The following is a 12,613-nucleotide window of genomic DNA, read 5'->3' as shown; positions in this document are numbered from 1 at the left end:
TGAGTCCCCGCCCGTTCTGGCACGGAAGTGGCACGCCCCGCGGCCCCTCGATGTGAACCTATGGGCACGATGGTCGCGGAGGCCTGCCGGGCCCGTCAGACGGTCGCCTAGGACTGGTGGTGGTCAGTTGTGGCTGGGGTGGCTGCTGTACTTCTTTGCTGTACAGCACCCGCGCGGCCCACCGCCTCAGGTACTTGACCAGCGCTTGGCTCAGGCAGTCATGTTGGCCACCCCAACGTCATGGGGCCGGGTGCCAGGGTGCGCCGGGGCGAGTGGGACGTGCGTCGCCGGCCAGTCGGAGCGCGTACACCGGTCGATCCCCGGGCACGGGGCCGAGGTAGTCGTGTCCGACCATGTGGCACCAGGCGGGCATGTCGAGCGGTGCGGCCGGGTTCGTGGCGATCACGTGCACGACGGTGCCTGGCTGTGCCGCTTTGATCTGCTTGCGCAGACGCAGCAGGAGCGTCACGCACAGCAGGCCTGTGCCGTCGACGGTGATGCCGGCTGCGGGGATCGGTGCGGCGCTCACCGGGGCAGGGTCTGCGTGACGCGCCACAGGCGGCGGGGTAGATCGCCTTCTTCGAAGTCATGGACTTCGTTGAGAGTCCATCCCTCAGCGAGCGAGTCGACAAGGTGCCGGGGGAAGAAGTGCACCGCGAAGCCACCGTGCTCGAAGATGTCGTCACCGTGCGGGGTGCCGGCACCGTAGTGAGCGTCTCCGGTGTGACGGACGGTGTAGACGAATACCCCGCCCGGCCTCAGCACTCGGCTGACCTCGCCGACCAGGGCATGGATTTCCTTGGTCGACAGGGCCATGCACAGCAGCATGTGCGCGAAGACTGCGTCCACCGACGCGTCGGGCAGCCTCAGCGGGTCCCGCACGTCGTGCACGGCGGTCGTTACCCGATGCTCGACTCCTTGGGAATGGGCGGCGTCCCGCATCTGCTCCAGCCCGACGGGGCTGAAGTCGGTGGCCTGGACGGTGAAGCCCTCACGAGCGAAGAAGAGGGCGTCGCGGCCATGTCCGGCTCCCAGCTCCAGCACGTCATCGGCTTCGGCCCATCGAAACATCTCGGCAGCGTAGACAGCAGGTGTGGAGGGCTGCTCGCCGTACATGCCCGGGTGGGCGGTGTAGCTGTTCTGCCAGTGCTGCCGCTGCACATCGGCCAGCTCCTGCGCGTCGTCGCTCACGTTTCTTCGCTCCGCTTCTCCGCCTGGCGCCGGATTGCGCTGGACAGCCTAAAGGGCCCCGGTCGACAGCGCGGCGCCGCACAGCTCTTCCCTTCCGCAACCCACCGCTTCCCCCAGCTCCCATCCCGTCTGCCGTCGCCCCACACTCCATGGTCGCGTTGCCGCCGGCCGCACCGACTCTCCCTATCGATCCGACCGTCCGATGGCGGTCGAGGGCCCGGACGAATTTCCGGGACCGGAACTGCGATCCGCGATCGCTGCGCAGGATGCATCCGGCGACGTGTTCACGCCGGGCAACGGCATTGTCCACGGCGGTCACGGCCAGGCGGGACTTCATCCGCGCGTCGATGGAGTAGCCCACGATCCTGTTGCTGAAGACGTCCTTGATTGCGTAGAGGCACGTGTGTGGCACGGCCGTGATCGCGCCGAAGGGCCAGTTCGAGGGTATTAAGCCCTCGGCGGCGGTGGTGGTGCCAAGGAGCGCCGCGCCGGTGACGGCCACGGCTATGGCGCTCTTGGCGAGCTTGGACTTGATGCAAACGGCTGCTTCCGGCGGCATCCACCTGCGCGGACAGGAAGACCCCGTCCTCGGCGTTTCCGCTGGTGACGGGGTCCTTGGGCACTTCATGCGAAGTGCTCCCGGCGAGATTCGAAACTGCGCACACGGCTCCCGCCGCGCTGCGGATGCTTCGGTTGTTCAGGAGTCCGTGGGGAACGGCGGGTTCGAGATCAGTTGGGTGCCGTTCCACTTGACGATGTAGTCGACGGATCCGCCGGACGGGCAGCACTCGGGGTCGTCCGGGTTGCGGAGGTTCCCCTGGAGCGTCACCGAGGAGCCGCCGGGCTGAGGAATGTCACCGACGTCCGACAGCGGAGCGGAGCCGAGGAAGCGGTTCCCGTAGAAGAGGAAGACCTGATTGAAGTGGCCGCCGTCGTCGACGACTCCCCAGACGGCGCGCAGCGGCCCGTTCGGCTCCCCGATCGGCTTCACGGGCTGGTAGCCGAGCCCGGACATTGTCCTGAGCGCCGCGTCCTTGTCGAAGGGCTCCGGATCGGCCTTGCCTTCACAGGCGTAGCCGAGCAGGTCCGCCGGCGGGTTCATCCGGCGCAGTCCGTCGCAGGCGGCGGTCGTCGAGCCGGTGGTCAGGGCTGCCGCTTCGGTCGGGGTGCCGTTCTCGTCCCGGAAGACGACCAGCTCCCCGTGGGCCATGGCGTCCGCGGAGCCCGTGGTGACCAGCACCGCGGTGTCCCAGCCGGGCCAGCACTGCTTCAGCCCCAGGGCGGGGTCTCCGTCGGTGTTGAGTCGCTTGTGCGCGGCGGCCAGGAGGGTCGAGTCCGCGGGGCAGTCCGTCCGCTGTGTGCGCGCCGGAGCGGCGGACTTCTCGGCGGTCGGCGAGCTCGGGTCGGCCTGGACCGCGCTGCCCCGTCCGTCGGCCCGGGTCGAACCACCGGCCTCGGCGGTGGTGTTGCCGAGGCCCAGCTTCCCGGCCAGGTCCCAGCGGGCGGCGGAGAAGCCCAATCCGCCCGCGAGCAGCATGATGACCACCAGGACGACAGGCCAGCGCGTCCTGCGCCGGACCGGTTCCTGTGTGCTCACGTCCTGTTCACCCTGCATGCCGGACATCCCCATCGTCGTTCCTGCGTCCGGACCTCCAGACGTCCGTGATCATGACATCTACATATGTAGCTTGCAAGATCTTCACATTTGCATGCGGCCTTCCTGAGTCAACGGCGGCTGTGCGGTGGCGAGTTGCCGCCTGGTGTCACATCTGTTGACTTCACCCTCCCGCGGCTCTACCTTCGGCGCGCGCCGCAATGTTCGGAAAGTCGATCCATGTTCGATATGTCGAACCTGTCGAGACGTCCATGTCTCCGGCCGAAGGAGCCGCATGTTTCCCCCACCCCGAACGAGCCGCGCACGGCGTCGCCGGGACGCCGTCGTACGCGCCCTCGTCCTGGCGCTGACCGTGACCGCCGCACTCCTGTTCGCCCGGCCCGGCCCCGCACAGGCCGCGACCACCCGTCAGATCCCCGTCGGCACCGCTCCGATGGGCTGGGCCTCCTGGAACAGCTTCGCCGCCCAGATCGACTACGGGGTGATCAAGCAGCAGACCGACGCGTTCGTCGCGGCCGGTCTGCCCGCGGCCGGGTATCAGTACATCAACATCGACGAGGGGTGGTGGCAGGGCACCCGGGACAGCGCGGGCAACATCACCGTCGACGAGGCGGAGTGGCCCGGCGGGATGAGCGCCATCGCCGCCTACATCCACAGCAAGGGCCTGAAGGCCGGCATCTACACCGACGCGGGCAAGGACGGCTGCGGCTACTACTACCCGACCGGCCGTCCCGCCGCACCCGGCAGCGGCAGCGAGGGCCACTACGCCCAGGACATGCTCCAGTTCTCCACCTGGGGCTTCGACTTCGTAAAGGTCGACTGGTGCGGCGGTCACGCCGAGGGACTCGACGCGCCGAGCACGTATCGGTCGATCAGCGCCGCGGTCACCGCGGCCACGGCCGCGACGGGCCGCCCGCTGACCCTCTCCCTGTGCAACTGGGGCGAGCAGAACCCCTGGAACTGGGCCCCGGGCCTCGCTCCCATGTACCGGACCAGCACCGACATCATCTACTGGGGCGACCGTCCCGCCATGGCGAACCTGCTGTCCAACTTCGACCAGGCCCTGCACCCCACCGCCCAGCACACCGGCTACTACAACGACCCGGACATGCTGATGGTCGGCATGGACGGCTTCACCGCCGCCCAGAACCGCACCCACATGAACCTGTGGGCGATCTCCGGCGCACCTCTGCTGGCCGGCAACAACCTGGCGACGATGACCTCCGAGACCGCCGCCGTCCTGAAGAACCCCGAGGTCGTCGCCGTGGACCAGGACCCGCGCGGCCTCCAGGGCGTGAAGGTGGCCGAGGACACCACCGGGGCGCAGGTGTACGGCAAGGTCCTGGCCGGTACCGGCAACCGCGCCGTCGTGCTGCTCAACCGCGCCTCCGCCACACAGAACATCACCGTCCGCTGGGCCGACCTCGGCCTGACCGCGGCCTCCGCCGCCGTACGCGACCTGTGGTCGCGCAGCGGACTCGGCAACCACGCCACCGGGTACACCGCGAGCGTCCCGGCCGGGGGCTCGGTGCTGCTCACCGTCACCGGCGGCACCGAGGCGGCGAGCGCCACCTACACCGGAACGTCGAGCTTCACCGGGGTGAGCGCCGCGCACACCGGCCTGGACGTCGTCGACGTCGCCTACACCAACACCGCCGCCACCGCCCGTACCGCGACCCTCCAGGTCAACGGCCAGACGGCGACGACGATCTCGTTCCCGCCCACGGGCTCCGCCCAGGGCACGGTCTCCGTCGCCGTGTCCCTGTCCAAGGGCGCCTCGAACACCCTGACCTTCTCCGGCGCCCCCGCGCTCGCCGACCTGACCGTGCGCCCCCTGCCGGGCACGAACGGCACGCTCGTGGTCGGCGCGCAGTCCGGACGCTGCCTCGACGTCTACGACAGCACGATCACCAACGGCACCCAGGCCGAGCTGTGGTCCTGCAACGGCGGCCGCAACCAGGCCTGGACGTACACCTCCCGCAAGGAACTCGTGGTGTACGGCGGCAAGTGCCTCGACGCCTACAACCTCGGCATCACCGACGGCACCAAGGTCGTCATCTGGGACTGCAACGGCCAGAACAACCAGAAGTGGAACGTCAACAGCGACGGCACTCTCACCAACGTCAACGCGGGCCTGTGTCTGGACGCCTACGGCGCGGGTACCGCCGACGGCACCCGGATGGTGCTGTGGACCTGCAACGGCGGCGCCAACCAGCGGTGGACGCTGACCTAGGGCGCGGATCCAGGGCGCGGATCCAGGGCGCGGATCCAGGGCGCGATCCAGGGCGCAGGTCCAGGGCGCGGATCTAGGGCGCGGGCGGCGGCGCGGTCGGGTCGGCGCCAGCCAGGAAGGCGCGCGCCTGCGCCGCGAGCGGGGTGGCCCCCAGGGCGTCCGCCCAGCGGGCCACCTCCGCCGCGAGGGCCGCGGCGCCGGCCCGGTCGCCGGTGTCCCGGGCCAGCACCGCCAGGAGCAGCTGCTGCGAGAGCGTGCCCGGCACCGCGCCCGCGCCGGCGCCGAGCGCGGTGGCCCGGCGCCAGCGTTCCAGGGCGAGGCCGTCCTCGCCGGCGTCGTGGTCGTGGTCGCCGAGATGGCGCAGGGCCTCCCGGGCCAGCAGGGGGACACCGGCCGACTCCGCGGCGTCCAGCGCGGCCGCGTAGCAGACGGGGGCGGCGGCGCGGTCCGCGAAGTGGTTGTCCGCGACGAGCCCGGCGTACATGGCTGCCCAGCCGCGGCGTCCCTCGTCCGGGGCGCGGTCGCGGAGTGCCTCGGCCTGTCGGCGCAGTGTCCCGAGCGCCTCGGGGTCCTTGCCGGCCGGGCCGAAGCGCGGGGCGCCGTCGACGAGCAGCAGCAGCCGGTAGGTGTGCCGCAGCCGGGCGAAGTCCACGTCCCAGTCGCCGTCGGGCAGTTCCCGCTCCGCGGCCGCCAGCCGCTCCCGTGCGCTGTCGCCTCCGGTGAACCAGTCCTTCTCCAGGGCTGTCTGAGCGGCCGTCAGGACAATTCGGGATCGGATCTCCGGGGCGTCGGCGGTCGCCGCGTCCAGCAGCGCCAGCGCCCGGTCCCAGCGCCCCGCCAGTCCCAACTCTTGTGCTGCACACTACAGTTCGTCGGCTCGCACGGACAGTGTCGGGTTGCTCGTGGCAATCGTCATGACAGGGAAGGTAGTTATTCGAAAAACTATCCACAAGAAAATCACTGCGGGAGGCAGTCAATGGAGGACTCGGTCGACCGTCATGTGGCGGAGTGGTCGAAGGAACTCGCCTGGATGGACCCGGTCAAGGAGGCGATCTTCGTCCGGCTGGCGGTCCTGGCGCGGCACGCGTCCCAGGCCCGGCGTGAGGTACTGGACGCGGACGGACTCGCGTACGGGCACTTCAAGGTGCTGCTGAAGTTGCGCAGGCTCGGACCGCCCTACGAGAGCAGCCCTTTGCGGCTGGCCGACGAGCTCGGGCTGACCCGGGGCGCGCTCTCGGCGCGGCTCGCGGCCGTCGAGGAGGCCGGGCTGATCGTCCGCACGCACGAGACGGGGGACCGGCGCCGGGTACGCGTCCGGCTCACCGCGACCGGTCATGCCGCGTTCGAAGCGCACGCGGCATCGGAGGCCGAGGGCGAGCACGCGCTGCTCGCAGCGCTGAGCGCAGCAGAGCAGCGGACACTCGCAGACCTGCTGCGGAAACTGGTCGCGGCCGCCGAGGCCGACCTGCCCCCAGCGTCGCCCGAGCAGTGAAAGTCCAGGTCAGCCTGGAGGTGACCTGGACCCTCGCCGCTCTGCCGCCTACTCGTCCCATGCCTGGATCATGATCTGCTCGCTGATCTTGCCGTCGCGCAACGTGATCATCGACTCGGCGAGGACACGCACCCCGTCGGGGTACCGGCAGGACTCGCTGAAGGCCGCGCTGTCCCCCTGGATCACGCAGTTCTCCAGCTTGTGCGTCATGTCGCGGCTGTAGACGTCGTCGAGCATCGCGCCGATCTCGTCACGGCCACGCAGGATCTTCGGGTGGCTCGGCTGGGAGTTGCGGTCGATGACGCGTATCTCGGCGTCGTCCGCGTAGAGCCGAAGGAGCGTCGCCGCCGTGGTCCCCTCGATGCCCTGACGCAGGGTGTCGGTGTCGAAGGCGGAGCCTGCCGCGCTGCCCATGCTGACCTCCTCACGAGGGCCGCGGTCCGGCGGACGGACGGGCCACGGCACTCCCACCTCCGAGCGTCCCCCGCCCCGCCGGGCTCGGCAAGCGGGGCCGCGGGCTCCTCCTCACGGGTGAGTGCGGCGCCGCGCCCGTGTCCGCCGCCGCGTCCCTGCCGTTGCCCGGGCATGATCTCCACTCGACGCATCGTCGCCGCCGCCTGCCTCGCCGCCGGGGTCACCGGCCTCGCTGCCCCGCTCGCGAGCGCCGCCGAGGCGACCGCCCCGGCCGACGGCAAGCTGAGCCCGATCGCGGTGCTGGACTCCCTGGCCGCCAGTGACGTACCCGCGCAGTACCGGGGCCAGGTCCCGCAGGTCCGCGAGCAGCTGTCGGGCCTGGGCAAACTCAACGACCTCGGCCAGCTGCACCAGCTCACCGACCTCGCGGCACCGGTGACGGGACTGCTGCCCGCCGTTCAGTGACGACCGCGGTACGACGCAGGGCCGCCCGTCGAGGCGGCCCTGCGCCCTGTGCGGCCGCACGGCCGGTGCGGTCGGGTCAGTCGTCCGCGGTCGCCAGGAACTGCGTGGCCGCCAGCTCCGCGTACAGCGGGTCGGCCGACACCAGGTCCCGATGGGTGCCGACCGCGCGCACCCGGCCGGCGTCCATGACCACGATCCGGTCGGCCATCGTGACCGTCGACAGCCGGTGCGCCACGACGAGGACGGTCGTGGTCCGGGCGACGTCCGCGACGGTGTCGCGCAGCGCCGCCTCGTTCACCGCGTCCAGTTGCGAGGTGGCCTCGTCCAGGAGCAGCAGCCGGGGCCGGCGCAGCAGGGCCCGCGCGATCGCCACGCGCTGACGCTCGCCGCCGGACAGCCGGGTGCCGCGGTGCCCGACGAGCGTGTCGAGCCCCTGGGGCAGCCGGGCCACCAGACCGTCGAGCCGGGTCGTCTTCAGGACGTGCGCCAGCGCCGTGTCGTCCGCCTCCGGGCTGCCCAGCAGCAGGTTGTCGCGCAGTGAGCCCGACAGGACCGGAGCGTCCTGCTCGACATAGCCGATCGCGGACCGCAGCCGTGGCAGCTCCCACTGCGTGACGTCGAGCCCGTCCAGGGTGATCACCCCGGAACCGGGCTCGTAGAACCGTTCGATGAGGGAGAAGACGGTGGTCTTGCCCGCGCCCGACGGGCCGACGAACGCCGTCATGCCCCGGGCCGGCACGGCGAACGTCACCCCCTCGTGCACGTACGGCAGTTCTTCGGAGTACCGGAAGCGGACGTCCTCGAACGCCAGCGACGCGGGCCGGGCGTCGGCGGACGGCAGCGGGGCGGGACGCGCGGGCGGCTCCGCGGGCAGCCGCAGCGCCTCCTGGATGCGGGTGAGGGCCGCGGCCCCCGTCTGGTACTGGGTGATCGCGCCGACGAGCTGCTGGATCGGCGACATCAGATAGAAGACGTACAGCAGGAACGCCACCAGCGTGGCGATGTCGACGGCGCCCGTCGCCACCCGCGCCCCGCCCACCGCGAGCACCGTGATGAACGCGATCTGCATCGACAGCCCGGCCGTGTTGCCCGCGGCCGCCGCCCACTTGGCGGCCCGCACGCTCTGCCGCCAGGACTCCTCGGCCGCCGCGTGCAGCGTCTGTTCCTCGCGCTGTTCCGCGCCGGACGCCTTCACCGTGCGCAGCGCGCCCAGCACCCGCTCCAGCGCGGCGCCCATCACGCCGACCGCGTCCTGCGCGCGCCGGCTGGCCCGGTTGATCCGCGGCACGATCAGCCCCAGCACCAGGCCCGCGCCGAGGATCACGGCCAGGGTGACCGCCAGCAGCACCGGCTCCACCAGCCCCATCAGCACCACCGTCGCCACGAGCGTGAGGCCGCCGGTGCCGAGCCCGACCAGCGAGTCGGTGGTGACCTCGCGCAGCAGCGTGGTGTCGGAGGTGACGCGGGCCATCAGATCGCCCGGCTCGCTGCGGTCGACGGCCGGGATCCGCAGCCGCAGCAGATACGACGCCAGCGAGCGCCGCGCCCCCAGCACCACCGACTCGGCGGTGCGCCGCAGGACGTACGAACCCAGCGCGCCGACCGCCGCGTTGGCGACGACCAGGCCCGCCATCGCCAGCAGCGCCCCGGTGATCGCCCGGTCGTGCGCCAGGTCGTCGATCAGCCCGCGCGCCACCAGCGGCAGCAGCAGCCCGGTGGCGCCGGTGACCAGGGACAGCACCGCCCCGGCCGCCAGGGCCCAGCGGTGCGGGCGTACGTATCCCAGCAGCAGCCGCCACGGGGGCGGGCCGGGCTGCGTCTGTGCGGTGGTCACGGTGCTCCTCACCGGTCGGGCCGAACTCCCGGGCCAGGTCGTCGTCCTGCGGCACGGCGGCGGGCGCCCGTGCGGCTCCCGGACCGGGTCCGGGGCACGGGCGAGCCGTCGTCGGTCAACGCTGGTTCAACGCGGCCAGGGTGGCCTCCAGTTCCGCGCCGCGCGGCCGGTTGTGCGGCAGCCTGGACAGCAGGGCGGCCATGCCGCAGGTGTCGGTGAGGGCCGAGAACACCAGCCCGCCGGCCACGCCCGCGGAGATCAACTGCCAGGCCGGATGCAGGAGTCCGAGGCCCAGCCCGGCCAGCACCAGGGTGCCCGCGGTGAGGCGGACCTGGCGTTCCATCGCCCAGCCGGTGCGGGCGCCCGCCGGGCGGTGCACCTCATGGCCGGCCCGGACCCAGCCCTGGGTGCCGCCGGTCAGGGACAGGGCGTGGACGCCGTGCCCGGCCAGGACCTGCCGGGCGCTCTCGGAACGTGCCCCGGAGGCGCAGACGACGAGGAGTTCGCCGCGGATCTCGCGCAGCGTGGGGACGGCGTGCCCGATGCGGTCCAGCGGGATGTTGTGGGCGCCGGGCAGGTGGCCGGAGGCGAACTCGCCGGGTGTCCGCACGTCGACGACGGTCAGCGCGGCCAGCCGGGCGTGCGCCTCGCTCGCGTCGAGGGCGGAGCGGGCGGGGGGAGTGGGGGGAGTGGTCATGGTGCGATCCTTTCGGGGGTGGTCGAACCGGCGGGGGAGATCCGGGCAGGGGAGATCCGAGGGGGAGGTAAAATACCCCCAAGGGTATGTAGAGGAGTGGTCGTGGAGCTTCAGTTCGAGGGCGATGAGCTCAAGTCCGTGCTGAACCGGCTGCGCCGGGCGCAGGGGCAGATCTCCGGAGTGATCAAGATGATCGAGGAGGGGCGCGACTGCGAGGACGTCGTCACCCAGCTCGCGGCGGCCTCCCGCGCCCTCGACCGGGCGGGCTTCGCGATCATCGCGACCGGTCTCCAGCAGTGCCTGACCGACGCGGGCGACGGCCGGGCGGAGACGACGGAGCAGATGAAGGCGCGGCTGGAGAAGCTGTTCCTGTCGCTGGCGTAGCGGTTGTTCCGCGGGAGCGGTTCGCCGGCGCGGGGGCGGTTCCCGGACGAGGGAGCCGCTTCCCGGCGCCGGAGCGGGTCACAGCACCGCGTCGGCCAGCATCACCGTGGCGACCAGCAGCAGCGCCCAGGCGAAGAGGCGGCGCAACAGGTCCGAGGAGAGCCGGGCCGACAGCCGCCTGCCGTCCCACGCACCGAGCACGGCCGCCGCGGTGAACGGCGCGAGGTGCGTCCAGTCGACGCTCACCGCCGCGCCCGCGCGGGCGCCCAGCGCGGCGAGCGAGTTGACGGTGATGACCAGCAGACTCGTACCGACGGCCACCCGCATCCGCAGGCCGACCACGTTCACCAGGGCGGGTACGGCGAGGAAGCCGCCGCCCACCCCCAGTACGCCGGTCACCGCACCGAGCCCGGCCCCGGCTCCGGCGACCCGTAGCGGACGCATCGCGGCGCCGTCCCGCGCCGTGGCGGCGGGGCGCAGCATCCGCAGCGCGGAGACCCCGGCGATCACCGCGAACGCGCCGGTGAGCAGGGCCGACGGCAGCCGCGTGGAGAGCGCCCCGCCCGCGGCGGCGGGCAGGAGTCCCGCCGCGGCGAACAGCGCGCCGGCCCGCCAGTGCACGGTGCCGGTCCGCGCGTGCGCGGCCAGCGCGGTGACGGAGGTGACGGAGACGACGACGAGGCTCGCGGTGGTGGCCGCGGCCGGGGTGGAACCGAGCAGATAGATCAGGGCCGGTACGGCCAGCATGCTGCCGCCGCCGCCCAGCGCGCCCAGTGCGATGCCGGTGACGGCACCGGCGACGAGGGCGAGGACGAGCGCGGTCACGGCGCCGTACGGTGACAGGCGTCGGCCGCGGCGGGGTGGGCCATCGGGAGCCCGGCCGCGTGTGCAGCGTCGAAGCCGTCGTCGACGGCGACGACGTCCCGCCCCGCCGCGTCGAGCAGCGAGGCCGCGATCGCGGCCCGCGTACCGCCGGCGCAGTGCACCCACACCGTGCCGTCCGGTATCTCCGTGAGCCGGTCGCGCAGCCGGTGCAGCGGTATGTGCACCGAGCCCGCGATGTGCCCGGCCGCGCGTTCGGAGTCGCGCCGCACGTCGAGGATCACGACCGGGGCGTCCTCGGGTGCCGTCTGGGCCGCGAGCGCGGCGAAGTCGGCCCGCGGGAAGGCGCGCGGCCGCTCGCCGGGGCGCACCCACTGCGCGGGGGAGCCGGTCGCGGCCGCGGCCGGCCGGTCGATGCCGACCCGGACCAGTTCGCGCTGGGCGGCGGCGAGCTGCCCGGCCGACTCGGCGAGCAGGGTGACCGGCCTGCCCCAGGGCAGCAGCCAGGCCAGATACGTGGCGAGCTGTCCCTCCGCCGCGAAGTTCAGCGACCCGTCGACATGCCCGGCGGCGAACGCGACCCGGTTGCGCAGGTCGATCACCCACTCCCCGGCGGCCAGCCGGGCGGCGATCTCCTCGGCGTCGGCCCTGCGCGGCGGGGTGAGGTCCACCGGCGCGGGCCCCCGCGTGTTCAGCGGGGCCATGTGCGCGTAGTACGCGGGCACGTCGTCCAGCCCGGCGAGCAGGTCGGCGACGAAGGTGTCGACGTCCTTGACCAGCGCCTCGTTCACGGCGCGCTCCCGGCCGATGGTGGTCGTCGCGTCGCCCTCGGCCTGTGCGGCGGAGCAGAAGCTGCCGAAACCGTGGGTGGGCAGGACCGCCGTGTCGTCCGGCAGACCGGCGGCCAGCCGGTGGGCGGAGTCGTACTGGGCCCGCGCCAGGCGCGCGGTCAGCCGGGGTTCCACCAGGTCGGGACGGCCGACGGTCCCGATCAGCAGCGAACCGCCGGTGAAGACGGCCACCGCGCGTCCGGCCTCCTCCAGGACGTACGAGGTGTGGTGCGGGGTGTGGCCGGGGGTGGCGAGCGCGCGCACCACCAGACCGTCCGCGACCTCGACGACGTCGCCGTCCGAGACGGGCGTGTGCGGGTGGGCGATCCGGGCCGCGGCCGGCACGAGGTACTCGGCGCCGGTGATCCGGGCGAGCTCCGGGCCTCCGCTCACGTAGTCGTTGTGGACGTGGGTCTCGACGACGTGCGTCACCCGCACGTCCCGCCGTGCGGCGGCCGCGAGCACCCGGTCGATGTCCCTGGGCGGATCGACGGCCACGGCGCCGTGCGCCCCGCCCGCCAGGTAGCCACGGTTGCCGAGCCCCGGCACGTCGATCGTGTCGACGAAGTACACGGCAGCACTCCTCTCGTCGTGAACACGCTGGAAATTACCCCCGGGGGTATGTCTACCACCGTA

The 12,613-nt window shown here is 72.4% G+C and carries 13 protein-coding genes and 1 pseudogene; 4 read left to right on the top strand and 10 right to left on the bottom strand.

Annotated elements, in window-relative coordinates:
* Window positions 1-238: 238 nt before the first annotated feature.
* From ACZ7OY_RS27420 to ACZ7OY_RS27405, 4 genes and pseudogenes are all read right to left on the bottom strand, one after another.
* On the bottom strand, window positions 239-529 hold the full coding sequence (locus ACZ7OY_RS27420) for a sulfurtransferase TusA family protein (protein ID WP_471913821.1): 291 nt from the start codon (window positions 527-529) through the stop codon (window positions 239-241).
* The gene (locus ACZ7OY_RS27415; protein WP_471913820.1) at window positions 526-1,191 is read right to left on the bottom strand and encodes a class I SAM-dependent methyltransferase; all 666 of its coding nucleotides are present in this window, start codon (window positions 1,189-1,191) and stop codon (window positions 526-528) included. Before ACZ7OY_RS27415 ends, ACZ7OY_RS27420 begins: the two co-directional genes overlap by 4 nt.
* Window positions 1,192-1,336: 145 nt before the next feature.
* A pseudogene (locus ACZ7OY_RS27410) lies at window positions 1,337-1,588 on the bottom strand (DDE-type integrase/transposase/recombinase); the annotation flags it as partial.
* Window positions 1,589-1,888: 300 nt separating this feature from the next.
* Window positions 1,889-2,788: an LppP/LprE family lipoprotein gene (locus ACZ7OY_RS27405; protein WP_471913819.1), complete on the bottom strand. Its 900-nt coding sequence runs from the start codon at window positions 2,786-2,788 to the stop codon at window positions 1,889-1,891.
* 292 nt (window positions 2,789-3,080) lie between these two features.
* Here ACZ7OY_RS27405 and ACZ7OY_RS27400 point away from each other — a divergent pair, with 292 nt between their 5' ends.
* Window positions 3,081-5,039, top strand: coding sequence for an RICIN domain-containing protein (locus tag ACZ7OY_RS27400; protein ID WP_471913818.1), 1,959 nt, complete (start codon window positions 3,081-3,083; stop codon window positions 5,037-5,039).
* 73 nt (window positions 5,040-5,112) lie between these two features.
* Here ACZ7OY_RS27400 and ACZ7OY_RS27395 read toward each other — a convergent pair whose 3' ends face one another.
* A complete protein-coding gene (locus tag ACZ7OY_RS27395; protein WP_471913817.1) occupies window positions 5,113-5,886 on the bottom strand; it encodes a hypothetical protein in 774 nt (257 codons plus the stop codon).
* Between the two features lie 129 nt (window positions 5,887-6,015).
* On the opposite strand from ACZ7OY_RS27395, the gene ACZ7OY_RS27390 reads away from it, so the two are divergent.
* Complete coding sequence (locus ACZ7OY_RS27390) at window positions 6,016-6,531, top strand: MarR family winged helix-turn-helix transcriptional regulator (protein WP_471913816.1); 516 nt, start codon at window positions 6,016-6,018, stop codon at window positions 6,529-6,531.
* A gap of 48 nt (window positions 6,532-6,579) precedes the next feature.
* On the opposite strand, the gene ACZ7OY_RS27385 is transcribed toward ACZ7OY_RS27390, so the two are convergent.
* A complete protein-coding gene (locus ACZ7OY_RS27385) occupies window positions 6,580-6,945 on the bottom strand; it encodes a nuclear transport factor 2 family protein (protein WP_471913815.1) in 366 nt (121 codons plus the stop codon).
* Window positions 6,946-7,116: 171 nt separating this feature from the next.
* On the opposite strand from ACZ7OY_RS27385, the gene ACZ7OY_RS27380 reads away from it, so the two are divergent.
* A complete protein-coding gene (locus ACZ7OY_RS27380) occupies window positions 7,117-7,410 on the top strand; it encodes a hypothetical protein (RefSeq protein ID WP_471913814.1) in 294 nt (97 codons plus the stop codon).
* Between the two features lie 76 nt (window positions 7,411-7,486).
* Here ACZ7OY_RS27380 and ACZ7OY_RS27375 read toward each other — a convergent pair whose 3' ends face one another.
* Together ACZ7OY_RS27375 and ACZ7OY_RS27370 are read right to left on the bottom strand one after the other, a co-directional pair.
* Entirely contained in the window at window positions 7,487-9,244 is a 1,758-nt protein-coding gene (locus tag ACZ7OY_RS27375) for an ABC transporter ATP-binding protein (RefSeq protein ID WP_471913813.1), read from the bottom strand.
* 115 nt (window positions 9,245-9,359) lie between these two features.
* The gene (locus tag ACZ7OY_RS27370) at window positions 9,360-9,941 is read right to left on the bottom strand and encodes a rhodanese-like domain-containing protein (protein ID WP_471913812.1); all 582 of its coding nucleotides are present in this window, start codon (window positions 9,939-9,941) and stop codon (window positions 9,360-9,362) included.
* Window positions 9,942-10,043: 102 nt separating this feature from the next.
* On the opposite strand from ACZ7OY_RS27370, the gene ACZ7OY_RS27365 reads away from it, so the two are divergent.
* Entirely contained in the window at window positions 10,044-10,325 is a 282-nt protein-coding gene (locus ACZ7OY_RS27365; protein ID WP_351619568.1) for a metal-sensitive transcriptional regulator, read from the top strand.
* Window positions 10,326-10,403: 78 nt separating this feature from the next.
* On the opposite strand, the gene ACZ7OY_RS27360 is transcribed toward ACZ7OY_RS27365, so the two are convergent.
* Together ACZ7OY_RS27360 and ACZ7OY_RS27355 are read right to left on the bottom strand one after the other, a co-directional pair.
* Window positions 10,404-11,150 carry a sulfite exporter TauE/SafE family protein gene (locus ACZ7OY_RS27360; protein WP_471913811.1) on the bottom strand — a complete coding sequence of 249 codons (747 nt, stop codon included), beginning with the start codon at window positions 11,148-11,150 and terminating at the stop codon, window positions 10,404-10,406.
* Entirely contained in the window at window positions 11,147-12,550 is a 1,404-nt protein-coding gene (locus ACZ7OY_RS27355; RefSeq protein WP_471913810.1) for a rhodanese-like domain-containing protein, read from the bottom strand. Before ACZ7OY_RS27355 ends, ACZ7OY_RS27360 begins: the two co-directional genes overlap by 4 nt.
* Window positions 12,551-12,613: the final 63 nt, after the last annotated feature.

The organism is Streptomyces sp. NPDC107559 (assembly GCF_055657365.1).
This window is presented reverse-complemented; position numbering and strand designations above follow the sequence as displayed.

Bases quoted from the DNA above. Each gene is read 5' to 3' on its own strand.
- ACZ7OY_RS27400 (WP_471913818.1), top strand. From the start codon at position 3,081: ATGTTTCCCCCACCCCGAACGAGCCGCGCACGGCGTCGCCGGGACGCC.
- ACZ7OY_RS27390 (WP_471913816.1), top strand. From the start codon at position 6,016: ATGGAGGACTCGGTCGACCGTCATGTGGCGGAGTGGTCGAAGGAACTC.
- ACZ7OY_RS27385 (WP_471913815.1), bottom strand. From the start codon at position 6,945: ATGGGCAGCGCGGCAGGCTCCGCCTTCGACACCGACACCCTGCGTCAG.
- ACZ7OY_RS27380 (WP_471913814.1), top strand. From the start codon at position 7,117: ATGATCTCCACTCGACGCATCGTCGCCGCCGCCTGCCTCGCCGCCGGG.
- ACZ7OY_RS27370 (WP_471913812.1), bottom strand. From the start codon at position 9,941: ATGACCACTCCCCCCACTCCCCCCGCCCGCTCCGCCCTCGACGCGAGC.